Source organism: Streptomyces sp. AcH 505 (genome assembly GCF_000818175.1).
In the GTDB taxonomy this organism is placed as follows: Bacteria; Actinomycetota; Actinomycetes; order Streptomycetales; family Streptomycetaceae; genus Streptomyces.
Genome location: NZ_JTIY01000001.1, coordinates 6,831,243 through 6,854,390 on the forward strand (window position 1 = coordinate 6,831,243; position 23,148 = coordinate 6,854,390).

Below are 23,148 nucleotides of genomic sequence, written 5' to 3' on the forward strand. Positions count from 1 at the left end.
CAGCGCCGCCAGCCGCTCCGGGCGGCGCGCGCCGAGCACGACCTTCGCGCCGCGCCGGGCGAGCAGCAACGCGGTGGCCTCGCCGATGCCGCTGGTGGCGCCGGTGACGGCGATGACCTTGTCCTTGATCTCCGACATGATGTGGTCCTCTGTGAACAGATTGGTGGACAGGTCCATGAACAGGCCCGCGATACGCGGTAGCCTCGAAGCGGACATGTGTCCGGCTACTCCGTGAACCGTAGCGGACATGTGTCCGATTAGCCAGCCGGTGATGTCGTACGGAGGAGAGCCCATGGCCGAGAGGCAGCAGGAGGCGCGCACGCCCCGGTCCGGCCTGCGCGCCGACGCCGAGCAGAACCGCGCCCGGATCCTGGAGGCCGCACGCACCGCCCTGGCCACGAGCGGCGATGCGTCGCTCCAGTCCATCGCCAAACTGGCCGGGATCGGCCAGGGGACCCTCTACCGGCACTTCCCGAACCGGGAGGCCCTGGTGCTCGCCGTGCACCGCCATGACGTAACCGAACTCGTCGAAGCCGCCCCCGCGCTGCTCGCCGCGCACCCGCCGGCCGAGGCGCTGCGCCGGTGGTTCGACCGGCTCGCCGCGTACGGGCGGATCAAGCACGGCCTCGCCGGCGCGCTGCACACCGTCACGCGGGCCCAGCTGGCGGGCGAAGGGTACGGACCGGTCGTCGGAGCCATCGCGCTCCTGCTGGACGCCGGCAAGGAAGCGGGGGAGATCCGGCAGGACGTCGACGCCGAGGAAGTACTGCTGCTGGTCGGCTTCCTGTGGCGGATCGACCTCGACGCCGACTGGGAGGCACGCTCGCGGCACATGCTCGGACTGGTGATGGACAGCCTGCGCGCCGGCACGGCGTCCGGGGCCTGAACCGAAGCGTCAGACGGGACCTCACATTTCGCGTGCCTCGCGCGTCTTCCCTGTGACGGCGGAAAACGCAGCAGAGGAGACCGGAACCATGGACACGCGCCACGCGATCGTGGACACCCCGCTCGGCGAGCTGACGGTGGCGGCGTCGGGGGACGCCATCGTGGGTCTCTACTTCCCGCACCACTGGTACCTGCCGCCGGAGGGCAGCCTGGGCCCGCTGACCGCCGTCGAGGACGACGCGCTGCTCACGGCCGCCGCGACCCAGCTGCGCGAGTACCTCGCCGGTGAGCGGTCCTCGTTCGACCTGCCGACGGCGACCGACGGGGAGCCGTTCCAGGAGCGCGTCTGGGCGCTGCTCCGCGAGATCCCGTACGGCGAGACCGTCACCTACGGCCAGCTCGCCGAGCGACTCGGCGACAAGGCACTCGCCCAGTCGGTGGGACAGGCCGTCGGCCACAACCCGCTCTCCATCATCGTGGCCTGCCACCGGGTCGTCGGCAGCAACGGGAAGCTCACCGGGTTCGCCGGCGGACTCAAGCGCAAGCAGTTCCTGCTCGAACTCGAAGAACCCGAGACGGCGAAGGCCGCGCGGCTGTTCTGAACGGACATCATGAAACCCTTTGAACAGGTCGTCACCGAACACGCGGACACGGTGCTCCGCGTGTGCCGGGCGGTCGTCGGCGTCCACGACGCCGACGACGCCTGGTCGGAGACCTTCCTCGCCGCGATGCGCGCCTACCCGGAGCTGCCGGAGGACGCGAACGTCGAGGCGTGGCTGGTCACCATCGCCCACCGGAAGGCCGTCGACATCACCCGTGCCCGCGCCCGGCACGCGATCCCCGTGGACGAACTGCCCGACCGCCCCTCGACCAGCGGACTGCCCGACGCCGCGGACCCCGACCTGTGGGACGCGGTCAAGGCACTTCCGTCCAAACAGCGGCAGGCGGTCGCCTACCACCACTTCGCCGGCCTGCCGTACCGCGACGTCGCCTCCCTCGTCGGAGGCACGCCGGACGCGGTACGCCGCGCCGCTTCGGACGGCATCAAGGCGCTGAGAACCACCCTCGCCGGCACCCACGCGAAAGGAGTCACCCCATGAACGACACCAACGACACCAACGACACCGACGTCACCAACGACGCCAACGGCACACCGGACGACGACACCGCGGCCCTGCTCGCCCGCGCCGGCGTCTCCGCGGGCCGGGAGAGGCTGAGCAGACTGCACGGCAAGCTCGAAGAGGCCGCGGCACGCGACGGGATCCTCGACGTCGCCTACACCACCGTCGACACCCCCGTCGGCCCGCTGCTGCTCGCGGCCACCGAGAAGGGCCTGGTCAGGGTCGCCTACGCGGTCGAGGACCACGACAAGGTCCTCGACACCCTGACCACCCGGCTGAGCCCCCGTGTGCTGCGCGCGCCACGCCGCCTGGACGCGGCGGCCCGCGAACTCGACGAGTACTTCAACGGCGCGAGGCAGGCCTTCGACCTCCCCCTCGACCTGGCGCTCTCCAAGGGCTTCCGGCAGCTCGTCCAGCGCCACCTCCCTGACATCGCCTACGGCCACACCCAGAGCTACGCGGAAGTGGCCCGCCTCGTCGGCAATCCCAAGGCGGTACGGGCGGTCGGCACGGCCTGCGCGACCAACCCGCTCCCCGTGGTCGTCCCCTGCCACCGCGTACTGCGCAGCGACGGCACACTGGGCGGCTACGCGGGCGGCCCCGACGCCAAGTCCATCCTGCTGAACCTGGAATCGGCGGCGTAAACGGCGAGGGGATTGGTACGGTCTCTGCCGTGAAGTGATCTCCCGGTGGCGGCGTGCGCCGCCACGGACGGCGCATGAGGCACACCGTCATGTCCCGCGCCCGCGCGGGCAGTTCCGTCCGGAGACTTCACGATGACCCCGCACACGACCACACCGGTTCCGCACACGACCGAGACCGGCCACCTGCTGGTGGACTGGGCCACGTTCCCGCCCGTCGGCCATGTGATCGAGGGCCTGCAGATCGCCGGCGCCTACGCCGCCGCGTACCCGCACCTGCCGGTCTCCCTGGCACTGCATCGTCGCGCGCCGGTGGAACTCGCCGACTGCTGCGACTTCCTGGCCGCCCACTACACCGTCGACTACGACGTGGCGGGCACGTCGCTCCCGGACGACGTCTTCGCCGCCGTCCCACCGGACTGGCGGTGGACCTACCGCTGCTACATGCGGGACGACCCGGCCAACCAGGCCGCGTTCCCCCAACTGGCACGTCTGTCGGCCGCCGCCGCCGCGTACTTCGGCACGCCCAGGGACGCCCCGGGTCTCAGCCACCTCCCTGAGCACCCACTGCGACTGAAGCTGCCGGAGGACGCGCGGCGAGCGGCACATGACGTCCTCGGCGCGGTATCCGCGGGGACTCCTGTCCTGGCCCTACTGACCAGTGGCGGTGGCAACCGTGAGGCGTACCCCTCCACCGGCTCCTGGCTGCTGATGCTGCGCGAACTGCGCGCCGCCTGGCCGCACGCCGTCATCGTCCTGGTCGGGAAGACCGCAGGCGCGCACGGGCGCCGCTCCAGCGCCATGCCGCGCGCCGAGGTCTCGGCGCTGATGGCGGCGGTCGGCGCGGTGGACGGCTACGACCTGCCCCTGCTCGTCCAACTCGCCCTGGTACAGCGGGCGGCGCTGCTGCTCTCCCCACACTCGGGATTCGGCTTCGCCGCGCTCGCCGTGGGCACGCCGTGGCTCACGCTGTCGGGAGGGCCGCACTTCGAGTACTTCCACAACGGCGTCCCGTTCCACTCACTCGTCCCCGACACCTCGCGGTTCCCCGCGTTCGGCGGCGCCACGCACGTGGTGGCGGCCGACAGCGACGGCAGCGGGCCGCGCGAGGCGTCGATGACGCGCGAGCGGGTGGCCGGGGCCCTGCCGGAACTGCTCGAAGCGGCGGCGTCCCTCGTCGCGGGGAGGCTGACGTACGAGGAGTGCCTCGCCGCCTACTTCCCGCGCCTCCTGGGCGCGTTGGGCGGGGACGTCTCGGCGCTGAGCTCCTGGGACAACGTGCATCTCAGGTTCGCCGGCGGCTGACGCGGCGCCGGAGCCGTCAGAGGGCGTTTCCTCCCGTTGTTTCATCCCGGATTGCCTGGTTGGGTGTGTTTCATGCTCCGCGCCAGCTCGGCGTCGATTCGGCGGTGATTCGGCGGGTCATGAGATTGATCATTGCGAGGTGGATCATGGCTTCGGAGCGGTGGGGTTTGGCTTCGTAGTCGCGGGCGAGGCGGCGGTGGTTCATGAGCCAGCCGAGTGTTCTCTCGACGGTCCAACGTCGGGGCAGGACGGTGAATCCCCTGGTGGTGGGGTCGCGGTGGACGATGTGCATGTCGATGCCGAGGGTGGCGGCGTGTTCGACGAGGTGCTGGCGGTAGCCGCCGTCGACCCAGGTCTTGCGGATGCTTGGATGTTCGGCAGCGATCTTCTCGATGAGGGTCTGGCCGGCGATGGAGTCCTGGACGCTCGCCGCGGTGACCAGCACTCCGAGGAGGAGTCCGACGGTGTCGATGACGATGCTGCGTTTGCGTCCGACGATCTTTTTGCCGGCGTCGATGCCCTGACCGGTAGCGGGGACGTTGGTGGAGGTCTTGATGCTCTGGGAGTCGATGACGCAGGCGGTTGGTTCTTCCTCGCGGCCTTCCTGCCTGCGGACTTGGCGGCGGAGGAGGCTGTTGAGCTGGTCGAAGACGCCTTCTTCCTGCCAGCGGGCGAAGTAGGCGTAGACGGTGTTCCAGTGCGGGTAGTCGTGCGGCAGGTACCGCCACGGGATCCCGGTGCGGTTCACGTAGAGGACCGCGTCCAGCAGGGCGCGCAGGTCGTGGTCCGGTGGTCGGCCGATGTCCAGCCCGCGGCCGCGGCGTTCGGCACGCCAGGCCGTCAGGACCGGCTCGACCAACTCCCACCGGGCATCGGACAGATCGCTGGGATAACGCCGACGTTCAGACACGATCCGGGACTACCCAACGACCCTGGGCGCTCAGACCAGCGCCCGAAGCACACGGCGCACAACACGACGTGTTGGGATGAAACAGGAGCAGCAAGGCCAAGACACCCACGAAAGCGTGACTTCTCCCCCAGGAGACACATTGCCCTCAACCGCCCCACCCTTTACGGCGCAGATATCAGCCAAAACAACCACCAGAAGGCACTAAACGCCCTCTCAGAGCCTGTTTTCGAGGGTCTGTGGCGCGTTTGCCCAGCTCAGAATCGGAACGATCCGGCAGTCGATCGCGGAATCGGTATGCCCGGCTGGTGGGTCCGGGCGCTGCCGTGGCCGATGGTGCTGGTCCTCCCGGGAGATCGACCACGAGCGAGGAGAACCGGCGGGATGCTCCGCATCCGTGGATGTTCATAAGACGTACGCTGAAATCTCACGTCTACGTGAGGACCACGTCTGGATTACCCGAGGAGGTGTCATGCGTATCGGAAAGGTGGCCGAGGGCTCCGGGGTCAGCGTCCGTGCGCTGCGGTACTACGAGGAGCAGGGGCTCGTGATCGCCGACCGCAGCCCCAGCGGTCACCGGCAGTATCCCGAGTCCGCCGTCGAGCGGGTGAGGTTCATCCAGCTTCTCTACTCGGCCGGGCTGAGCAGCAAAGCGATCCTGCAGATCCTGCCCTTCCTGGACACCCGCGTCGCGACCCCCCGGATGACACAGCGGCTCAAGGACGAACGCGACCGCATCCGGACCCAGATCGACAACCTGACCAGGGCACACGATCGACTCGACGAGCTGATCGATTTCGCCACCGAGTCTGCGATCTCTCCAGCCGCATGCTCGGCGGGCGTGGATGCCGTCACATGATCGGCTGAGCCTCAGGGGGTGTGCGGAGAATCAACTCGCTGTCGAACACCGGTCCTCATCGGGGTTGCACCTCACGCCAACGTCAGGTTTTAGCGTGGAGGCACGGGACGGCGATGCGCGCCGGGTACCCCCAAGCACTCTGTGCAGGAGTTCACACATGACTTACGACGGCTACAAGGCCCTGCGGATCCGGGTGAGCGGTCGCATCGCGCAGGTCACGATCGACAATCCGCCGATGAATCTCGGCGATCACGCGTTGCTCTCCGACCTTGCCCGATTCAGCACCGAGGTCCGAACCGACGACACTGTGGGCGTCATCGTGTTCGACAGCGCCGATCCTGACTACTTCTACGCCCATGTGGACATGGAGGACAAGACTGTCCTGGAGCAGCTCCAGGGCGAGTCGGCCGCACTGAGTTTTATCCAGGAAATGCACGAAAGCTACCGGACCCTGCCGCAGGTGACGATCGCGAAGATCGCCGGGCGGACACGCGGCGGCGGCATCGAGTTCATTACAGCCCTCGATCTGCGGTTCGCCGCACTCGAAAAAGCACTGTTCGCTCAGATTGAGGTGAGTCTGGGCATCTTTCCGGGCGGCGGAGGCTCGCAGTACCTGCCACGCCTGCTGGGACGGTCGCGTGCGCTTGAGGTCATCGTCGGCTCCGATGCCTTCGACGCCGCGCTCGCCGAGCGGTACGGGTTGATCAACCGGGCGTTGCCCGCGGACGAACTCGACGGGTTCGTGGAGCGACTTGCTCAGCGGATCGCCTCCTTCCCGCCCGAAGCGGTCTCGCTGGCCAAGCAGGCGGTCGACTCGGGCATCAGCCTGTCAGTGGCTGACGGACTGCGAGAGGAGAACAAGCTGCTTCGGCAAGTTGTAACCCCGCAGGTTGTCGAGTTCGTGCAGGCTGCTCTCGCGGCCGGGGCACAGACTCACGAGGGCGAACTCGACATGGAAGGTCTCATCAACGGCCTCCGCCAGGCCCGGTCCGGGACGTGAACGCCTGGATCCGTGGCCTCTGGGCGGGGTTGCTGACCGCCGACGCCAAGATGATCAGTCTCCTTGGGCCTCGGGGGAGGTCGGCAGTCCGCTTCTGCGGGAGCTTCGGCGGGTGATACGACTGGTCATCAGGGTGATTGCGGCCCAGGTGATGAGCGATTCCGTGTGCTGGATGAGACGTTCGTAGTCGCGTGTCGTCGGGCGTGCATGACCCAGCCGTACGGTAGGGCCATGGGCGGTGCCGGTATCGAGCGGACCTTGCGCGCGAGCACCGGTTCGCCAGCCGGTGCACCGAACCCGTCGCCCACCGCAGGGTCGGCACGAAGCGGCGTCGAACTGGATAAACGACAAGCTCAGGGTTTGACGCCCACGCCTGCCAGTCCGTGGAGCGTGGCCGGGTCGAGGTCGTCGTCCGGGGTGTCGGGGCGCCAGTGGGGGAGTGGCACGATGCCCGGCTCGACGAGGTCGAAGCCCGCGAAGAACGGCTCCAGTTCGGTGGCCGACCGCATGATCAGGGGGGTCGTCGTGCGGCGGTAGATCTGCTGCACGGCCTCCTGGCCGTCAGGAGTCGGCCCGTTCTCCAGCGTGGCGTGGGTGATGACGACGACGCTGCCGGGCGCCAGCGCGTCGCGCAGGGCCGCGATGATCTCGGTGGGCCTGTCGCTGTCGTGCAGGAAGTGCGTGATCGCGACCAGCATGAGCGCGACGGGCCGGTCGAAGTCCAGCAGCCGGCGGGTCTCCGGGTGGTCGAGGACGGAGCTGGGGTCACGCAGGTCGGCGTTGGCGATGGTGGCGTTGTCGTTCCCCGCCAGGACCGCGCGGCTGTGCGTGACGGCGACGGGGTCGTTGTCGACGTAGACGACGCGGGCGTCGGGCCGGGCCCGCTGGACCGCCTCGTGGACACTGCCGAACGTCGGGATGCCCGAACCGATGTCGAGGAACTGGCTGATGCCCCGGTCCGTCGTGAACCGCAGCGCACGGTGCATGACCGCGCGGTTGGCGCGGCCGATCGCCGGGATGCCCGGCATGGCCTCGACAGCCGCTCTGGCCGCCGCCCTGTCGACCTCGAAGTTGTGCGAGCCGCCGAGGAAGTAGTCGTATATCCGTGAGGCGTTGGGCTTGGTGATGTCGACGTCCTCCGGTGCCCAGGACGGCCGGGCGGTCTCGGTCACGGTCGGTGTCTCCAGGTGGTCGGGCCGGCAAGGCGTCCGGCGGGATCGTGGACATGGCGCTGCGCACGAGGCTACTGGCGCCGGCCGGCGGGCGCGCCGGTACGGGAGTCAGAGCAGATCACACACCTCGTCGGCGGCGACATCCTGGAGATCCTCCGCGAGCAGCAGCCAGCGGGTGACGCCGATCGACTCCAGGAACGCCAGGTCGTGCCCCGCGATCAGCAGAGCGCCCTCGTACGAGCCGAGCGCGCTCGTCAGCTGACGCACGCTCGCCATGTCGAGGTTGTTGGTCGGCTCGTCCAGCATCAGCAGCTGGGGCGCCGGGGCCGCCAGCATCATGGCGGCGAGCGCGGCGCGGAAGCGCTCGCCGCCGGACAGGGTGCCGGCCGGCTGTTCCGCGCGCGTCCCCTTGAAGAGGAAGCGGGCGAGCTGTGAGCGGATGTGGTTGTCGGTGACACCGGGCGCCAGCCGGGCCACGTTGGCCGCGACGCTCAGCCCGTCGTCCAGCACGTCGAGCCGCTGCGGCAGGAAGCGCAGCGGCACGAACGTCCTGGCCTCACCGGACAGCGGGGCCAGCTCGCCGGTGAGCGTGCGCAGCAACGTGGTCTTGCCCGCGCCGTTGCGCCCGACAAGGGCGATGCGCTCGGGCCCGTGCACCTCCAGATCGCCCGAGACGAGTTTGCCGAACCGGGGCCGCAGGTCACGAAGGCTCAGGACGGTACGGCCTGCGGGGACCGCGGTGTGCGGCAGACTCACCCGGATCTCCGCCTCGGCGCGGACCGCGTCCGCCGCTTCCTCGCGGCGCTCACGCGCCTCGTTGAGCCTGTCCTCGTGCACCCCGCGCAGCTTGTCGCCCGACTCCTGCGAGGACCGCTTCAGCTCGCCGGCGACGATCCTGGATGCCCGCCGCTGGCCGTCCATCTTCTTGTTGTTCCGCTGCCGGCGGGCCAGTTTCACCTGGGTCTCCTCCAACTCGCGCTTCTGCCGCCGTACGTCCGCCTCGGCGGAACGCAACGTCCGCCCCGCCGCCTCCTGTTCGGTGGCCCGCGCCTCCTGGTACGCCGACCAGCCGCCCCCGTACCAGCTGACCGACCCGGAGCGCAGCTCGGCGATCCGGTCGACCCGTTCGAGCAGGTCCCGGTCGTGACTGACGACGACCAGGACGCCCGAACGCCACGAGTCCACGGCCTCGTAGAGTCTGCGGCGCGCGAACAGGTCGAGGTTGTTGGTGGGTTCGTCCAGCAGCAGCACGTCAGGGCGCTCCAGCAGCAGCGCGGCCAGCCGCAGCAGCACGGTCTCGCCACCGGACATCTCGCCGACGGTACGGTCCAGTTCGACCTCGCCGAGGCCGAGCGAGCCCAGGGTCGCCAGGGCCCGCTCCTCCACGTCCCAGTCGTCGCCGATCGTCTCGAAGTGCTCGTCGCGTACGTCCCCGGCCTCGACGGCGCGTACCGCCGACCGGCGTTCGGCGATGCCCAGGGCCTGCTCGACGCGCATGGCCGTGTCGAGGGTGAGGTTCTGCGGAAGGTACGCCAGGCTGCCCGCCACGGTCACCGACCCCTGAGAAGGGCGCAGTTGACCGGCCAGCAGCCGCAGCAGAGTGGATTTGCCGGAGCCGTTGTCACCGACCAGACCGTTACGGCCACGGCCGATGGAGAGGTTGAGTCCGTCGAAGACGCCCGTGCCGTCCGCCCATCGGTAGGACAGGGCGGAGCAGGTCACGGAAGCGCCGGATGTGATGGGTGTCGCCATGATGGTTCTCGCAGTCGCAAGCGCGGTGGACGGGGGGCTTCGTATGCGAGCACCACGCGGCGACCGAACCGGGAGAGGCAGGTGTGACGGTCCCCTGAAGAAGGGCGGACCGGTCATGGCACCGAGGTCGCATCCACGCGGGGTCACGCGGCGGGCAGAGCCGCAGCGGCGTGACAGGCGTACGGCAGGAGCCGTACGGCGTGATGATCGCGAACCTCAGATGCGCAACGTCCACCTCGATCGGAGACAACAGAGACACATCGACCTTACCGATCAGGCGCGGTGAAGGCAACGCGCGCCTGATCCGCCGGGCGGGCGGTCCCCGATCCGTCGGACGGGGGGTCGTGGCATGATCTGCGGTCAGGCACAGTGCCGGTGCTGTGCGGATGTCGGCCGGAGCGCGTGGACATGACGCAACAGGCGTACCCGTGGCACCGGTTCGGCCGGCCGCGGTGGCTCGGCCGGTGGCGGCTGCCGCTCGCCGTGTGCGTGCTGCTCGCCGGGATGGCCGTGGCGATGGTCACCACCGCCGTCGAGCAGACCCCGACCATCGACGAACCGGTCTACGTCGGCACAGCGGTGGTCTACGCACAGCAGCACAGCCTCCGGTACAACCCCGAACACCCGCCGCTGGGCAAGCTGATCATCGCGGCCGGGACCGCCTTCGCCCGTCCCCACCTCGATCCGGCTTTCACGGGCGACCAGACGGCGCTCGGAAGACGGTTGCTGTACGAATCGGGCAACGACCCCTGGCGGCTGATGCTGCTGGCGCGGCTGCCGGTGATCGCGCTGACCCTGCTCTTCGGACTGGTCGTTCTCGCCTTCGCGCGTGATCTCACCGGTCCCTTCGGCGGGCTGCTGGCACTCGGGCTGTACGTGTTCTCGCCCGACCTGATCGCGCACGGATCGCTGGCCACCCTGGACGTACCGGCGGCCGGCTTCCTGCTGACGTCGGTATGGCTGCTGTGGCGGGCGCGGCTGCGGCCGTACCGCTACCTGCCGCTCGCCGGGCTCGCGATCGGCGCGGCGGCGGCCACGAAGATGAGCGCACTGCCCGCCGTGCCGGTGCTGCTGCTCCTCGTCGTCCTGTCGGTGTGGCGGGGCCGCCGGTCGCAGGACCCGGACCGGCCCGGAGCGGCGCGGATCCTGGCGTACGGCGTGGCTGCGGCGGCCGGTGTCGCGGTCCTCGCGCTCGCCGTGGTGTGGGTGAGCTATCTCGCCGTCGACCCCCGGCTGCGCTGGACGACACCCGGGGACGTGCCGGCCGTCCACGGGCTGCGCGGACTCGCCGTGGACCTGCTGCCGCTGCCGGAACCGTACCGGGACGGTCTGCGCGTCCAGTTCGGCTTCGAGGACACGACGTTCGGCGGGTTCCTGTTCGGCAGGCACTACCAGGGCAATCTCTGGTACTACGTACCGGCGGCGCTGCTGGTGAAGACGCCGCTCGGACTGCTCGCCCTGTGGGCGGCCGGTGCGGCGGCGCTGCTGCGGTCGGGCCGGCTGCGGCCCGCCGTGCCGTACGTCCTCGTCCCCGCCGCCCTGCTGCTGGCGGTGGCCATGACCGGGGCGCGGGACTTCGGCACGCGCTACGTCATCTTCCTGCCGATGTTCCTGGCCGTGGCCGCCGCCGGTGTGACGGTCGTACGGCTGCGGTGGGCGCAGGTCGCCGTCTGGGCGGCTGTCCTGTTCGCCGCGGTCAGTTCGCTGCGTACGTTCCCGTACTACCTGCCGTACTCCAACGAGGCGTTCGGCGGTCCTGCCGAGACCCATCTGCGGCTGCACGACTCGAACGTCGACTGGGGCCAGGACCTGGGCCGGCTCGCCGACCGGCTGCGCGAGCGGTATCCGGGCGAGCGGATCTGGCTCGTCTACAAGGGCAGCGGCGTGCCGTCCTTCTACGGCATCGAAGCCTCCGACCCGCGCCGCACACCCCCCGACGAGGTGCGCGGACTGCTCGTCGTCTCGGACTCGTCGGTCGCCAAGGCCGAAGGCCGGCTGGCGGCACTGATCAGGACCAGCGAGCCGATCGACGAGGTCGGCCACTCGATCACGGTCTACCGCCGCCCGTCCTGACCGGTTGCCGCCCTGACCAGGCCAGTTGTCCGTGCTCGGAGGCGTTGTCAGTGGCGGGTGGAATCCTCAACGCCATGGACGAACTGATGCGGCGGCGCGTCTACGGCGCCGACCACGAGGACCCCGATCCGGGGCCGAAACCGGGCCATGTCTACCGGGAACTGGTCGCGGGTCCGCTGGACGGGCTGCTGCTCGACGTCACGGGGTGGACGGACCAGCAGCTGTGGGAAGGCAGCGCACTGCCGACGGAGATAGGCGCGTACGGGGCCGGCGGACGGGCCCTGTACGGACCCCGGCCCAGCGATCCGCGCCGCTGGGACTGGGAGGGGGACACGCCCTGAGACGGGGCGCGCCGTGGCGGGCGGCGCCGTTGCCGTCCGGTGGTGCGGGCGTCACTCCTCGTCCCGCTCCCGCGCCGTCTCCTCGGCCACCTGGTGCAGCGTCCTGCCGGTACGCGCCGAGCGGGCCCGCCGCGGGTCGGGCGCGGCCGAGCCGTGCGGGGCGCCGTCGGTGCCGGTCTTCTTCCTCACCAGCAGCCAGGCCTCCTTCTCCGGACCCGTCCCGTCCCGGAACCGGGTGAGGGCGAAAGCGCCGCGCAGCTTCGTCCCGTACAGCCGGAACGACGCGTGCCCGTGCTCCAGCGCGCGCCGGAAGGAGTCCGGGTCCCCGCCGTCCCCGAGCGGCCGGTAGGTGCCCTGGTCCCAGACGATGACCGCGCCCGCGCCGTACTGGCCGCCGGCGATCACACCCTCGTACTCCCGGTACTCCAGCGGATGGTCCTCCGTGGGCACGGCCAGCCGCTTTTCGCTCGGCTCAGCGGGCGGTCCCTTCGGCACCGACCAGGATTTCAGCACACCGTCCACCTCCAGCCGGAAGTCGAAGTGCATGGTGCTCGCGTCATGGATCTGGATCACGAACGACGGATCGTCCCCGGACGGCGCGTCCGCACCGCGCGGCTCGTCGGTCGCGCCGAAGTGCCGCTTGTCGCGGTACCGCCCCAGCTTGTCGGGCTCGTCGGCCACAGCGGATCCTCTCGGACGGCGCACGCCGTCGTCTGGTGCGAAGGTGGAAGGGCACGGTCAGCCTGGTGCGGCCGACACGATTCGGTCCGTGTGTGCGACGGTAAGCGGCCATGCCGGTACCGCAACCCCGATCGCCGGGGGAGCCCGGCGCCGGTGGGGCATGGAGCCGTCGAAGACGCGCCAGAGCCGGCCAAGACCCCGACAGCTCAGCTGGTCGCGGCACCGACCCGCCGCGACCGCGGAACGGACGCACATGAGCAGCGGATTCATGGGTCCGGAGGGCCCCGGCGGCCCGGACTCGTTCGGCGATTTCCTGGCCCGCTTCCTCGGCGGTTCGTCAGGCCAGGGGGGTGGGCCGCACTCGATACCGGAGCGCGCCGACATCGCCCGGCTGATGAGCGAGCCGGCCCGTGAGCTGGTGGCCACGGCCGCGACGTACGCGGCGCGGCACGGCAGTACGGAGCTGGGTACGGAGCACCTGCTGCGCGCCGCACTGGCGACCGAGCCGACGCGGGCGCTGCTCCAGCAGGCGGGGGCGGATCCCGACGCGCTGGCAGCCGACATCGACCGCACGGCGGGTTCGGGGCCGCAGCAGTCGACCGTCGCCGCCACACCCGCCGTCAAGCGCGCGCTTCTCGGCGCCCACGAGCTGGCGCGCGCCACCGGCGCCTCCTACATCGGTCCTGAACACGTCCTGGGAGCGCTGGCCGCCAACCCCGACTCGGCAGCCGGCCGCATCCTCAACGTGCTGCGCCTCGGCGGACAGGCCACGACGGAGAGCGGGGGCGCGCACGGCATCGGAGCCCAGCCGTGGCCCGGTGCGCCCGCCGGCCAGGAACAGCCGTCCGGGCACGGCCAGGACACCCCGACCCTCGACAAGTACAGCCGCGACCTCACCGACCTCGCGCGCAACGGCCGCATCGACCCGGTCATCGGGCGTGAGGAGCAGATCGAGCAGACGATCGAGGTGCTGTCCCGCAGGGGCAAGAACAACCCGGTGCTCATCGGGGACGCCGGGGTCGGCAAGACGGCGATCGTGGAGGGCCTGGCCCAGCGCATCACCGACGGGGACGTCCCCGACACGCTCCTCGGCAGGCGGGTCATCTCGCTCGACCTGTCCGGCGTCGTCGCCGGCACCCGCTACCGGGGTGACTTCGAGGAGCGGCTGAACGCGATCATCGAGGAGATACGCGGACACTCCGACGCCCTGATCGTCTTCATCGACGAGGTGCACACCGTCGTCGGCGCGGGCGGCGGCGGCTCCGAGGGCGGGTCGATGGAGGCGAGCAACATGCTCAAGCCCGCCCTGGCCCGCGGTGAGCTGCATGTCATCGGCGCCACGACACTGGGGGAGTACCGCAGGTACATCGAGAAGGACGCCGCGCTCGCCCGCCGTTTCCAGCCCATCCTCGTCCCCGAACCGACGGTCGCCGACACGGTGGAGATCCTGCGGGGGCTGCAGGACCGTTACGAGGCGCACCACCAGGTGCGGTACACCGGCGACGCGCTGGTCGCCGCCGTCGAGCTGTCCGACCGCTACATCACCGACCGGTTCTTGCCCGACAAGGCGATCGACCTGATCGACCAGGCCGGCGCCCGGGTACGGCTGCGTTCGCGCACCAAGGGCCCCGACGTACGCGATCTGGAACGCGAGGCCGAACAGCTCGTCAGGGACAAGGACCAGGCGGTCGCCTCCGAGCAGTACGAGCGCGCCACCGAACTACGCGACCGCGTCAACGACATCGTCGAGCAGATCGCGGCGCGCGACGGCGAGAGCACGGAGCAGTCCGGCGACGGCCGGATCGTCGAGGTCACGGCCGAGGACATCGCCGAGGTCGTCTCGCGGCAGACCGGGATCCCGGTGAGCAGCCTGACCGAGGAGGAGAAGACCCGCCTCCTCGGCCTGGCCGACCGGTTGCACGCGCGCGTCGTCGGACAGGACGACGCGGTGACCGCCGTGTCCGAGGCGGTCCTGCGCTCCCGTACCGGGCTCGCCGACCCCAACCGCCCGATCGGCAGCTTCCTGTTCCTCGGCCCGACCGGGGTCGGCAAGACCGAACTGGCGCGGGCGCTCGCCGAGGCGCTGTTCGGCAGCGAGGACCGCATGGTGCGGCTCGACATGAGCGAGTACCAGGAACGGCACACCGTCAGCAGGCTGGTCGGCTCGCCGCCCGGATACGTCGGACACGAGGACGCGGGCCAGCTGACCGAGGCGGTCCGGCGCCATCCGTACTCGCTGCTGCTGCTCGACGAGGTCGAGAAGGCCCACCCGGACGTCTTCAACCTGCTGCTCCAGGTGCTGGACGAAGGGCATCTGACGGACGCCCAGGGGCGCCGCGTCGACTTCAAGAACACCGTCGTCGTCATGACCAGCAACCTGGGATCCGAAGCGCTCAGCGGCGGTCGTGGCGCGCTCGGCTTCGGACCGCCCGACGAAGGAGCCACGGACACCGCGGCGCGCGAGCGCGCGATGAGCACCCTGCGCGAGCACTTCCGCCCCGAGTTCCTGAACCGGCTCGACGATGTGATCGTCTTCCACCGGCTCACCGACGAACAGCTCCGGGAGGTCACCGGACTGCTCCTCGACGCGACCCGCGACAGGCTGCGCGCCCAGCACATCGACATCGAGTTCTCCGAGCCGGCCCTCGACTGGCTGAGCCGCCGTGGCCGGCAGCCCGAGTACGGGGCCAGGCCGCTGCGCCGTACGATCCAGCGCGAGATCGACAACGAGCTGTCCCGGCTCCTCCTCGACGGCGCGCTGGCGTCGGGCGACCGGGTGCGAGTGGAGGTGGAGGACAACAAGCCCGCGTTCCGTGTCCTGCGCGAGAACTGAATGACCGCGGGGGTTCGGGGCACTCGACCGGCATGAACTCGACGCATTGGGACCTTGCTTCATCTCCCGGCCTGACCGGCGTCATCCTGCCCGTGGTGGGTCTTGTCGTGGTGGTCGTCCTCATCGCGGCCGTCGTCTGGGGACGCCGTTCGAAGGCGGCCGAAGCCCGGCCGCCGCGCCCCGAGGAACAGCCGCGACTGCCGGAGAGCGGCCCGGTCGGCGAGGTCATGGAGGAGCGCGAGCCGAACGAGGTGCCCCGCCAGGAGCACGACAGGCTGACCCCGACCCAGCTGGGCGGCACGAGCCCCGTTCGCCCCGGCGATCGCAAGGACTCCGACGGCCCCGGCCACTGACCCCGCTCGGCCCGGCATCCGGGGGCGTGCGCCCGCGACGCCTCCTTACCGAACGATCGAGACGATCTCCAGCACGGCGGCGACGAGGGCCATGTCCCCGCGCGCCGTCGTGCGGCCACGTGCCTCGTCCGGTGTGATGCCCCGGGTGGCGAGCCGCCACAGACAGTCCGCCTCGACCTCCACCTCGGCCGCCGCCTGCGCACCGCTCTCCGCCAGTGCCCATCGCCGCGGCCCGCGAACGGCCGTCCACCGACCGCCCGCCGGGCCCGGCACACCGACACGGACGACGGCTCCCGCGGCGGCCGGGGCATGGCGGAGGGTCAGCGGCAGCGCCCGCAGGAAGGTGTCCAGGACGGGGCGGAGCAGGGCAGGTTCAGCGGCGCCCGGACGTCCGACCGCGTCGCGGATCTGCTGCTGGTGCACCCAGAACTCGGTGTACTCCCGCGCGATGTCCAGCCACGCGGGCGACCGCCCTTCCGGCACCGCCCACGAGACACCCGTCCCGGCCGGCGCGGTCAGGTCGCGAACCGCCCAGAAGTCATCCAGCTGAGCGCCCAGGTCGGCCAGCAGACCGGCCACCAGCCGTGGGCTGAACTGCCGCGCGGTGCGTACGAATTCCTCGTTCGTACGGTTCACGAACTCCGCCACTGTCTCGCCGGCGCCGAAGACACCCCCGGGGTGTCCGTCACGCCCGGCCGACAGCCGTCTGATCTGGTCGTGCAGCACGTGCGCCGCCACATCCCGCACCGACCAGCCCGGACAGCCGGTGCCCCGGGACCAGTCGGCGGAATCCAGCCCGGACAGCAGCTCGACCAGCGCCCCGCGCTCGACGGGGAAGAGCGGCCGTACGTCCAGCGGCGGTCCCAGCCAGTCCCACTCCGTTTCCATCGCCGGAGTGGACCACGCGCGAACCGTCGGTCTCCACAGGTTTTGGCGCCCTGTCCACGCGTGGTGTTCGAACGCTTAGAGTGGAGCCATGTCTGGTGAACTGGTGCCCGGTCGTGGCGAACTGCGCGCTTCCCATGAGGATCGGGACCGGATCGTGGAGCGGCTGCGGGTAGCGGCGGGGGACGGCCGGCTGACCGCGGAAGAGCTGGACCAGCGGCTCGACGTCGCCCTGACCGCCCGTACGCTCGGCGAGCTCGACACGCTGGTCGTGGACCTGCCGGTGACAGGGCCCGAATCGTGGGCCGGCGCGGCCGCGGTACCGAAGGACCTCTCGCGGATCGAGGTCAACAGCAGCAGCACGAAGCGGGTCGGCGTCTGGACCGTCCCGCGGCGTATGGAGATCCAGGTCAAGAGCGGCTCCGTCGTGCTGGACCTCACCACAGCCGTCATCACGCTGCCCACACTGGAGATCGACGCCACGGTCCAGAGCGGCTCGATGACGCTGGTGGTGCCGCCGGACGTGTTCGTGGACGTCGACGAGGTGGCGGTGAAGAGCGGGCATGTGAGCAACAAGGCATCGCTCGACACCTCTCTGCCCGTACGGCTGCATGTGCGGGTGACCGGAAAGGTGGGCAGCGGCACGCTGACGGTACGACCGCCCCGGCCCCCGCGCCGCGGTTTCTGGCAGTGGCTGCTGCGCCGGCCCCGGCCGAGGCCCGCGCTGGACACGAAGTACTGAGGCGCGCGCCGTTTCGTCACCCGCAGGGACGCTTCCGCGCTCTCACGCAGCGGGCAGGATGTCCGCCGCCCGCACGGGCGGCGCTTTGGTGACGTGCTTGAGCTCCATCCGCGCCTCGCTGACACCGCCGTCGAGCGTGGCCCAGTACGGGTGTGTCGTCACGGTCAGACACAGCTCGACCAGCCGCTCCCGCACCCGCCGGACCTCGGCCTTCTGCTGTTCGCTGTAGCCGGGGCTGTCGGGGAAGACGGCCCGGTAGTGGTCGCTGTAGAGCATCTTGTCGCCGGTCCAGCCCGGCGCGGGGTCCACGCTCCAGGGCAACTCGTCGCAGAGCGCGCCGTAGGCCGCCACGGTCCTGTGCAGTTCCAGCTGGGCGTCCACAAGGTCTTGGGGGAAGTCGTTCGTCGTCACCTGCTTATAGTACGTCTGTTCGAATTTGGTTGGCGAGCCGCCACGCACGCCGATCCGGGATCCGGAAGAAGTCCGCGGCGCGCCGAGGAACACGCGCGGGGGTCGCCGCGTTACACAGAACGTGGCTGCGGAGGGGACAGTGTCCCCGGGCCTCACCTATAGCCCCTGGGGAAGATCGTTCGGCTGAAGCCCCAGGGAGCCTTCCCGCCGCGAGGCGACACCCCTCCGTGACCACACCCCCCGTACCGCCCCGGCTGGTCTCCCCCGTCCAGTCGGGGCTCTTTCGCGCCCGGTCGGGGCGACGGCTCCGACTGATCTGTCGACATCAAGTATCTTGACATCAACTTATTCCGCCGGACAGACTCCCCGAAGTCTCTTGACATCAAGAGACGTCACTGAGGGGGCCTGTGATGCGTGGCACGGCGGGGAGCCGATCGGTTCGGGGGCGCGGCGAGGGCGGTCTGTTGGCGCAGTTGCGCCGTCCGCCCGGCGGCCGTGACGCGCGGATCATGCTGCTGGCCCTGCTGCTGGACCGGGCGGGCACCGGTGTGTGGTCCGCGGTTTCGGTGCTCTACTTCACCTTCGTGGTGGGCTTGGACGCCACCCACATCGGCCTGCTGCTCGGTGTCGCCGGAGCCGCGGGAATCGCCGGGTCACCGATCGGCGGCCGGCTGGCGGGGCGCCACCGGCTGCGTACCCTGCTGATCGGATCCCATCTGCTGCGGATGGTCGCGGTCGGGCTGCTGCTGGTCTGCGACAGCTTCGCCACGCTGCTGCCCGTCGTCGCCGTCCTCTGTATCGCCGACCGGGCCGCCAAGACATGGGAAATGCTCTTCGCCACCAGGGCGGCGGGGGAGCGGCGCGCGACGTACCGGGCGCTCTCGCGCGTCACGATGAACCTCGGGTACGGGATCGGTGCGGGTATCGCCGCCCTCGGTGTCGCGATCGGCACCCACGGCGCCTACAGCGCGCTGGTGGTGGGCAACGCGGTCTCGTTCCTCCTCGCCGCGCTGCTCGTCGGGCGCACCCGGGAGGTGCGCGGCGGCCCGGCGGAGGCGGCGCGCCCCGGCCTCGCGAAGGCCGGCCGCGAATCCGGCCCAACTCCCTGGCGGGACCGGGGATATCTGCGTTTCGTCCTGCTCGACACACCGCTCAACCTGGACGACACGATCCTCAACGTCGGTCTGCCGCTCTGGCTGGTGAATCACACCACCGCGCCGCACGCGGTCGTCCCGGCGTTCCTCATCATCAACACCGTGCTGGTCGTCGTCTTCCAGATGCCGGTGTCGTCGAGGATCGACAGCCCGCGCCGCGCCGCCTGGGCGGTGGCGGTGTACGGGCCGACGACGCTCGCGTGCTGTGTCCTCATCGCCCTGTCGCCGGCCGGTGGCCCGGTCACCTCCTCAATTCTGCTGCTCGGCGCGGCCGTTCTGGTGACGGGGGCCGAGCTGATGCGGTCGGTGAGCTCCTGGGAACTGGCGGTCTGCCTCGCGCCGGCCACCGCACAGCCCGCCTATCTGGGCGTCGCGGGGATGTCCACGTCCGTGGCGAGGTCGGCCGGGCCCGTACTGCTGACCGACGCCGTGATGGTGGCAGGACCGCTGGGCTGGCTCGGCCTCGGGGTGGCGCTGACGGCCCTGTCGGCCGTCCAACGCCGCTCCTCCCTGGGCCGGTTGGACGCGATGGCAGCGCCCGCCGAGCCGGTCGCGTCACCGTCGCCCGAGCTGACCCGGGGCCGGCCGTCGGCGTGAACCAAGGGAGAGACCGAACTCGCACACGCCCCCGAGGCGCAGTCCTGCGGCTGGAGACCCGCCGCCCCACCCCCTGCGGCCTGGGCGCCGTGCTGCGATCATGGTGCCCAGCCGATCGCGAAGGGCCGGCCGGGGTTCCCGGCCGGGCCTGAGAAGGGACACCCCATGACCGAGGCGCGGACCGTGACCCTCCCCTCCGGTGTGGAGGTGCCCGCCCTCGGACAGGGCACCTGGCGCATGGGGGACGACCCCGCGCGGCGCGCCGAGGAGATCGCGGCGCTGCGGCGCGGCATCGATCTCGGGATGACCCTGATCGACACGGCGGAGATGTACGGATCGGGTGCGTCCGAGGAACTGGTCGGCGAGGCGATCCGCGGCCGGCGGGGCGACGTGTTCCTCGTCAGCAAGGTCCTGCCGTCCCACGCCGACAGCGCGGGCACGGCCGAAGCCTGCCGCGCCAGCCTCCGCCGGCTCGGCACCGACCGGATCGATCTCTATCTGCTGCACTGGCGGGGCGGTGTGCCGCTCCACGAGACGGTCGACGCCCTGGAATCGCTCGTGGCGGACGGCAGCATCGGCGCGTGGGGCGTGAGCAATTTCGACGTGTCCGACCTGGCCGACCTGCCCGAAGGCGCCCGCCCGCAGACCGATCAGGTGCTCTACAACCTCACCCGGCGCGGCCCCGAGTACGACCTGCTTCCCCGCTGCCGGGAGCTGGCCGTCCCGGTCATGGCCTACTCACCCGTCGAGCAGGGCCGACTGCTGGGGCACCAGGCGCTGGCGGCTGTCGCCGACGCGCACACCGTGACTCCCGCCCAGGTGGCGCTCGCGTGGGTGCTGCGCCGGGACGACGTCATCGCCATCCCCAAGGCCTCCACCACGGCGCACGTGGAGGAGAACCGCGCGGCGCTGGACCTCCGCCTCACCGACGACGACCTCGGCGCGCTCGACGCCGCGTTCCCGCCGCCGCGCCGGAAGCAGCCGCTCGACATCCTGTGACTCACCCGGACGGGCGATGCGGCAGGCGTCGGGCCGGCCGGCCGGCCGTCATCCGGTCTGGAACTCCCAGCCGTGCGCCGCCATACCTTCCTTCTGCCACTCGACCAGCAGCTCCGCGCCTTCCGCCACCCGGGACATGTCCTTGCCGCCGCCCGTGGCGAACCAGCGGAGCAGTGCGGCGGCGGCCGGTTTGTCGGTGTCGCACAGCGAGCAGAGTTCCAGGTGAATCGGCCGTCCCGCCGCGTCTTCCTGCGGCATGACGATGCTGCTGATCAGTCCGCCGCCGCAGCGAGAACACGGGGGCAGACTGTCGGAAAGCTCGACTCGAGTCACCAGTGGCTCCTACCAGTTGGGACCGCCATCCAAGGGCCGTCCCGCCGCCCGGGTCAACCCGTCGGACCGAAGAAGACCAGGACGGTGGGTTCCGAACGGATGCGCGGATGCGGGGCGGTCCGGTGTCCGGAAGGCTGGAAGGGGCATACGACGCCGTGTCGTCGTGCCGACGGCACGGACTCTCCGGGAGCAGATCATGGTCGAGGTCAGGCGTTCATTCACGGTGCAACTCCCGGTGGACGCGGTGGTGGAGTACCTGACGGACTTCTCCCGGGCCGTGGAGTGGGACCCGGGCACTCAGGAGTGCGTACGGACCGACGCGTCCGGCGGGCCCGTGACCACGGGGTCGACCTGGCACAACGTCTCCGAGTTCCGCGGCAGGCGCACCGAGCTGACCTACCGGCTGGCCCGCAAGGAAGCGGACCGGCTGGTGTTCTCCGGGTCGAACAAGACCGCCGAGTCGACCGACGACCTGTCCTTCGAGGCGGACGGCGACGGCACGCGCATCACCTATCTCGCCACCATCCGCTTCAAGGGTCTCGCCCGGCTGGCTGACCCCTTCCTGCGGCGCGAGTTCGAGCGTCTCGGCGACGAGATCACGCACAGCATGCCGAAAGCGATCCTCAGCCATCAGGGCTGACCGCCTGGGCTCAGCGCGGACCGCCTCAGGTGCGCGGACGGCGGGGTGGCGGCAGGCTGGGACGTGGGGGTTCCCGCCCGTGTCGGCGGAACCCGTGTCTCTGGAAAGGGCCGCACCATGCTGTGGACTGATCGTAAGGATCTCGGACTGCTCGCCCTGCGGCTCGGGACCGGTGGCGTGCTGGCCGCGCACGGCGCCCAGAAGCTGTTCGGCTGGTTCGGCGGGGGTGGCATCGAAGGCACCGCCAAGAGCTTCGAGAGCCTGGGCTTCACACCGGGGCGGCAGAGCGCGCTCGCCGCCGGACTGGGGGAGCTGGGCGGCGGCACGCTGCTCGCGCTGGGATTCGGCACCCCCGCGGCCGGCGCCGCGGCAGCGGGGGCCATGGCGGGTGCGGTGTCCGTGCACGCTCCTGCGGGCTTCTTCGCCCACGCCGGCGGCTACGAGTACCCGGCCTTCCTCGGCTTCGTCGCGGCCGGTCTGGGGCTCGCGGGGCCGGGCAGGTACTCGCTCGACCACTACACCAGCCACACGCTGAACCGCCCGCTCGTCCTGGCCCTGGCGTTCACGGCCAGCGCGGCAGCCGCCACGGTCGTCGTCGCCCGCCGTACGGCGCAGTCGGCGCCGGAGGCCGCGCCCGACGAGGAGATGCACATCAGCACCTGACCCGGACCTGACCCGCCACGAGGGATGTCGGTTCAGCTGAGCAGCGCGAGCTGTTCGAGTCGCTTCTGGCTCTCGCTGCCCGGCTCGGCGGTGAAGACGGTCAGGAACTGCGACCGGTCGGGGTCCAGCAGGTTCTCGCCGTGCAGTTCGATGAGTCCGGCCCGCGGATGTTCGATGTGCTTGGCGGCGTCGCAGTACGTGCCCGCCACCGGATGCTCGTCCCAGAGCGCGGCGAACTCCCCGCTCACGGTCCGCAAGGTGTCGACCAGCGCGACGGTGGCGGGGTCGCCGTCATGGCGGGTGCCGGCCGTGCGGAGCTGCCCCGCGATGGTCCTGCTGTGCCGGGAACGGTCGCGTTCGGGAACGATCCGCCGCTCGGCAGGGTCGGTGAACCAGCGGTACGCGAGGGAGCGCCGCATGCCGGTGTGGCGGGTCTGGTCGCCGATGAGCAGAGCCGAGAGGCGGTTCTGCGCGAGGATCTCGCCGAGATGGTTGGTGACGTGGGCGGGACTGTCCGACATCCGGTCGAGGACCCGCAGCATGCCGGGGTTGACCCGGTCGGACCGCGTGAGCGGGCCGGGAGCGGAACGGCCCGCGATCCGGAAGAGGTGGTCGCGTTCGTCCGGGCCCAGTCGCAGGGCACGCGCCAGCGAGGCGAGGATCTGTACGGAGGGCAGTGGGCCCCGCTGCTGTTCGATACGGCTGTAGTAGTCCGTCGACATGTCGGCGAGCGCGGCCACCTCTTCGCGCCGCAGCCCGCTGGTGCGCCGCCGGCGCGTATGGATCAGGCCCACGTCGTCC

The 23,148-nt window shown here is 70.7% G+C and carries 25 protein-coding genes and 1 pseudogene; 16 read left to right on the forward strand and 10 right to left on the reverse strand.

What is annotated here, in order from left to right; genetic code table 11:
• The coding region (locus HY68_RS42335; RefSeq protein WP_241778804.1) for an SDR family NAD(P)-dependent oxidoreductase at positions 1 to 177 on the reverse strand (177 nt) is incomplete at its 3' end.
• Positions 178 to 292: 115 nt separating this feature from the next.
• Between HY68_RS42335 and HY68_RS29895 the strand changes: the two genes are divergently transcribed.
• From HY68_RS29895 to HY68_RS29915, 5 genes are all read left to right on the forward strand, one after another.
• Complete coding sequence (locus HY68_RS29895; protein ID WP_041994780.1) at positions 293 to 886, forward strand: TetR/AcrR family transcriptional regulator; 594 nt, start codon at positions 293 to 295, stop codon at positions 884 to 886.
• 88 nt (positions 887 to 974) lie between these two features.
• Positions 975 to 1,487, forward strand: a complete 513-nt coding sequence (locus HY68_RS29900) for a methylated-DNA--[protein]-cysteine S-methyltransferase (RefSeq protein ID WP_041994783.1) — start codon at positions 975 to 977, stop codon at positions 1,485 to 1,487.
• Positions 1,488 to 1,496: 9 nt separating this feature from the next.
• Positions 1,497 to 1,985, forward strand: coding sequence for a sigma-70 family RNA polymerase sigma factor (locus HY68_RS29905; RefSeq protein WP_041994786.1), 489 nt, complete (start codon positions 1,497 to 1,499; stop codon positions 1,983 to 1,985).
• Complete coding sequence (locus HY68_RS29910) at positions 1,982 to 2,650, forward strand: methylated-DNA--[protein]-cysteine S-methyltransferase (protein ID WP_078863861.1); 669 nt, start codon at positions 1,982 to 1,984, stop codon at positions 2,648 to 2,650. The genes HY68_RS29905 and HY68_RS29910 overlap by 4 nt, the downstream gene beginning before the upstream one ends.
• 132 nt (positions 2,651 to 2,782) lie before the next feature.
• Positions 2,783 to 3,952 carry a hypothetical protein gene (locus tag HY68_RS29915; protein ID WP_041994788.1) on the forward strand — a complete coding sequence of 390 codons (1,170 nt, stop codon included), beginning with the start codon at positions 2,783 to 2,785 and terminating at the stop codon, positions 3,950 to 3,952.
• Between the two features lie 70 nt (positions 3,953 to 4,022).
• On the opposite strand, the gene HY68_RS29920 is transcribed toward HY68_RS29915, so the two are convergent.
• The gene (locus HY68_RS29920) at positions 4,023 to 4,862 is read right to left on the reverse strand and encodes an IS5 family transposase (protein WP_041994791.1); all 840 of its coding nucleotides are present in this window, start codon (positions 4,860 to 4,862) and stop codon (positions 4,023 to 4,025) included.
• Positions 4,863 to 5,331: 469 nt separating this feature from the next.
• Between HY68_RS29920 and HY68_RS29925 the strand changes: the two genes are divergently transcribed.
• Positions 5,332 to 5,718 (forward strand): MerR family transcriptional regulator, encoded by a 387-nt coding sequence (locus HY68_RS29925; protein WP_041994795.1) that lies wholly within the window; start codon positions 5,332 to 5,334, stop codon positions 5,716 to 5,718.
• 157 nt (positions 5,719 to 5,875) lie between these two features.
• Positions 5,876 to 6,718 carry an enoyl-CoA hydratase/isomerase family protein gene (locus HY68_RS29930; protein ID WP_041994797.1) on the forward strand — a complete coding sequence of 281 codons (843 nt, stop codon included), beginning with the start codon at positions 5,876 to 5,878 and terminating at the stop codon, positions 6,716 to 6,718.
• 108 nt (positions 6,719 to 6,826) lie between these two features.
• Here the strand turns inward: HY68_RS29930 and HY68_RS45670 are convergent.
• The 3 genes and pseudogenes from HY68_RS45670 to HY68_RS29940 all read right to left on the reverse strand — a co-directional run.
• Positions 6,827 to 6,934, reverse strand: a pseudogene (locus HY68_RS45670) (IS5/IS1182 family transposase); the annotation flags it as partial.
• A gap of 137 nt (positions 6,935 to 7,071) precedes the next feature.
• Positions 7,072 to 7,890 (reverse strand): SAM-dependent methyltransferase, encoded by an 819-nt coding sequence (locus HY68_RS29935; RefSeq protein ID WP_041994799.1) that lies wholly within the window; start codon positions 7,888 to 7,890, stop codon positions 7,072 to 7,074.
• A 108-nt stretch (positions 7,891 to 7,998) separates the two neighbouring features.
• Positions 7,999 to 9,642, reverse strand: a complete 1,644-nt coding sequence (locus HY68_RS29940) for an ATP-binding cassette domain-containing protein (RefSeq protein ID WP_041994801.1) — start codon at positions 9,640 to 9,642, stop codon at positions 7,999 to 8,001.
• A 408-nt stretch (positions 9,643 to 10,050) separates the two neighbouring features.
• Between HY68_RS29940 and HY68_RS29945 the strand changes: the two genes are divergently transcribed.
• Together HY68_RS29945 and HY68_RS29950 are read left to right on the forward strand one after the other, a co-directional pair.
• Positions 10,051 to 11,715 (forward strand): phospholipid carrier-dependent glycosyltransferase, encoded by a 1,665-nt coding sequence (locus HY68_RS29945; RefSeq protein WP_041994804.1) that lies wholly within the window; start codon positions 10,051 to 10,053, stop codon positions 11,713 to 11,715.
• Positions 11,716 to 11,789: 74 nt separating this feature from the next.
• Entirely contained in the window at positions 11,790 to 12,056 is a 267-nt protein-coding gene (locus tag HY68_RS29950) for a hypothetical protein (RefSeq protein WP_041994808.1), read from the forward strand.
• Between the two features lie 51 nt (positions 12,057 to 12,107).
• Here the strand turns inward: HY68_RS29950 and HY68_RS29955 are convergent, their stop codons facing one another.
• Positions 12,108 to 12,737 (reverse strand): DNA polymerase ligase N-terminal domain-containing protein, encoded by a 630-nt coding sequence (locus HY68_RS29955; protein ID WP_041994811.1) that lies wholly within the window; start codon positions 12,735 to 12,737, stop codon positions 12,108 to 12,110.
• 253 nt (positions 12,738 to 12,990) lie between these two features.
• Here HY68_RS29955 and HY68_RS29960 point away from each other — a divergent pair, with 253 nt between their 5' ends.
• Together HY68_RS29960 and HY68_RS29965 are read left to right on the forward strand one after the other, a co-directional pair.
• Positions 12,991 to 15,570: an ATP-dependent Clp protease ATP-binding subunit gene (locus HY68_RS29960; protein WP_041994814.1), complete on the forward strand. Its 2,580-nt coding sequence runs from the start codon at positions 12,991 to 12,993 to the stop codon at positions 15,568 to 15,570.
• A gap of 32 nt (positions 15,571 to 15,602) precedes the next feature.
• Complete coding sequence (locus HY68_RS29965) at positions 15,603 to 15,923, forward strand: DUF6479 family protein (RefSeq protein WP_041994816.1); 321 nt, start codon at positions 15,603 to 15,605, stop codon at positions 15,921 to 15,923.
• A 45-nt stretch (positions 15,924 to 15,968) separates the two neighbouring features.
• On the opposite strand, the gene HY68_RS29970 is transcribed toward HY68_RS29965, so the two are convergent.
• Entirely contained in the window at positions 15,969 to 16,811 is an 843-nt protein-coding gene (locus tag HY68_RS29970; protein ID WP_041994818.1) for a maleylpyruvate isomerase family mycothiol-dependent enzyme, read from the reverse strand.
• Between the two features lie 88 nt (positions 16,812 to 16,899).
• Between HY68_RS29970 and HY68_RS29975 the strand changes: the two genes are divergently transcribed.
• The gene (locus HY68_RS29975) at positions 16,900 to 17,550 is read left to right on the forward strand and encodes a DUF1707 domain-containing protein (RefSeq protein ID WP_041994821.1); all 651 of its coding nucleotides are present in this window, start codon (positions 16,900 to 16,902) and stop codon (positions 17,548 to 17,550) included.
• 42 nt (positions 17,551 to 17,592) lie between these two features.
• On the opposite strand, the gene HY68_RS29980 is transcribed toward HY68_RS29975, so the two are convergent.
• On the reverse strand, positions 17,593 to 17,961 hold the full coding sequence (locus tag HY68_RS29980; protein ID WP_041994824.1) for a hypothetical protein: 369 nt from the start codon (positions 17,959 to 17,961) through the stop codon (positions 17,593 to 17,595).
• A 473-nt stretch (positions 17,962 to 18,434) separates the two neighbouring features.
• Here HY68_RS29980 and HY68_RS29985 point away from each other — a divergent pair, with 473 nt between their 5' ends.
• Positions 18,435 to 19,712, forward strand: coding sequence for an MFS transporter (locus HY68_RS29985; protein ID WP_241778715.1), 1,278 nt, complete (start codon positions 18,435 to 18,437; stop codon positions 19,710 to 19,712).
• 165 nt (positions 19,713 to 19,877) lie between these two features.
• A complete protein-coding gene (locus HY68_RS29990) occupies positions 19,878 to 20,711 on the forward strand; it encodes an aldo/keto reductase (RefSeq protein ID WP_041994830.1) in 834 nt (277 codons plus the stop codon).
• 48 nt (positions 20,712 to 20,759) lie between these two features.
• Here the strand turns inward: HY68_RS29990 and HY68_RS29995 are convergent, their stop codons facing one another.
• The gene (locus HY68_RS29995; RefSeq protein WP_041994833.1) at positions 20,760 to 21,044 is read right to left on the reverse strand and encodes a DUF6300 family protein; all 285 of its coding nucleotides are present in this window, start codon (positions 21,042 to 21,044) and stop codon (positions 20,760 to 20,762) included.
• Between the two features lie 196 nt (positions 21,045 to 21,240).
• Between HY68_RS29995 and HY68_RS30000 the strand changes: the two genes are divergently transcribed.
• Complete coding sequence (locus HY68_RS30000) at positions 21,241 to 21,684, forward strand: SRPBCC family protein (protein WP_041997600.1); 444 nt, start codon at positions 21,241 to 21,243, stop codon at positions 21,682 to 21,684.
• Between the two features lie 117 nt (positions 21,685 to 21,801).
• On the forward strand, positions 21,802 to 22,347 hold the full coding sequence (locus tag HY68_RS30005) for a DoxX family protein (protein ID WP_041994836.1): 546 nt from the start codon (positions 21,802 to 21,804) through the stop codon (positions 22,345 to 22,347).
• 32 nt (positions 22,348 to 22,379) lie between these two features.
• On the opposite strand, the gene HY68_RS30010 is transcribed toward HY68_RS30005, so the two are convergent.
• Positions 22,380 to 23,148, reverse strand: a 769-nt coding sequence (locus tag HY68_RS30010) for a helix-turn-helix transcriptional regulator (protein ID WP_041994839.1), incomplete at its 5' end; no start/stop codon positions are given.

What these genes read in the sequence shown, in the direction of transcription:
- HY68_RS29895 (WP_041994780.1), top strand. Translation starts at nt 293, where the DNA reads ATGGCCGAGAGGCAGCAGGAGGCGCGCACGCCCCGGTCCGGCCTGCGC.
- HY68_RS29900 (WP_041994783.1), top strand. Translation starts at nt 975, where the DNA reads ATGGACACGCGCCACGCGATCGTGGACACCCCGCTCGGCGAGCTGACG.
- HY68_RS29905 (WP_041994786.1), top strand. Translation starts at nt 1,497, where the DNA reads ATGAAACCCTTTGAACAGGTCGTCACCGAACACGCGGACACGGTGCTC.
- HY68_RS29910 (WP_078863861.1), top strand. Translation starts at nt 1,982, where the DNA reads ATGAACGACACCAACGACACCAACGACACCGACGTCACCAACGACGCC.
- HY68_RS29915 (WP_041994788.1), top strand. Translation starts at nt 2,783, where the DNA reads ATGACCCCGCACACGACCACACCGGTTCCGCACACGACCGAGACCGGC.
- HY68_RS29925 (WP_041994795.1), top strand. Translation starts at nt 5,332, where the DNA reads ATGCGTATCGGAAAGGTGGCCGAGGGCTCCGGGGTCAGCGTCCGTGCG.
- HY68_RS29930 (WP_041994797.1), top strand. Translation starts at nt 5,876, where the DNA reads ATGACTTACGACGGCTACAAGGCCCTGCGGATCCGGGTGAGCGGTCGC.
- HY68_RS29940 (WP_041994801.1), bottom strand. Translation starts at nt 9,642, where the DNA reads ATGGCGACACCCATCACATCCGGCGCTTCCGTGACCTGCTCCGCCCTG.
- HY68_RS29945 (WP_041994804.1), top strand. Translation starts at nt 10,051, where the DNA reads ATGACGCAACAGGCGTACCCGTGGCACCGGTTCGGCCGGCCGCGGTGG.
- HY68_RS29950 (WP_041994808.1), top strand. Translation starts at nt 11,790, where the DNA reads ATGGACGAACTGATGCGGCGGCGCGTCTACGGCGCCGACCACGAGGAC.
- HY68_RS29960 (WP_041994814.1), top strand. Translation starts at nt 12,991, where the DNA reads ATGAGCAGCGGATTCATGGGTCCGGAGGGCCCCGGCGGCCCGGACTCG.
- HY68_RS29965 (WP_041994816.1), top strand. Translation starts at nt 15,603, where the DNA reads ATGAACTCGACGCATTGGGACCTTGCTTCATCTCCCGGCCTGACCGGC.
- HY68_RS29970 (WP_041994818.1), bottom strand. Translation starts at nt 16,811, where the DNA reads ATGGAAACGGAGTGGGACTGGCTGGGACCGCCGCTGGACGTACGGCCG.
- HY68_RS29975 (WP_041994821.1), top strand. Translation starts at nt 16,900, where the DNA reads ATGTCTGGTGAACTGGTGCCCGGTCGTGGCGAACTGCGCGCTTCCCAT.
- HY68_RS29990 (WP_041994830.1), top strand. Translation starts at nt 19,878, where the DNA reads ATGACCGAGGCGCGGACCGTGACCCTCCCCTCCGGTGTGGAGGTGCCC.
- HY68_RS30000 (WP_041997600.1), top strand. Translation starts at nt 21,241, where the DNA reads ATGGTCGAGGTCAGGCGTTCATTCACGGTGCAACTCCCGGTGGACGCG.
- HY68_RS30005 (WP_041994836.1), top strand. Translation starts at nt 21,802, where the DNA reads ATGCTGTGGACTGATCGTAAGGATCTCGGACTGCTCGCCCTGCGGCTC.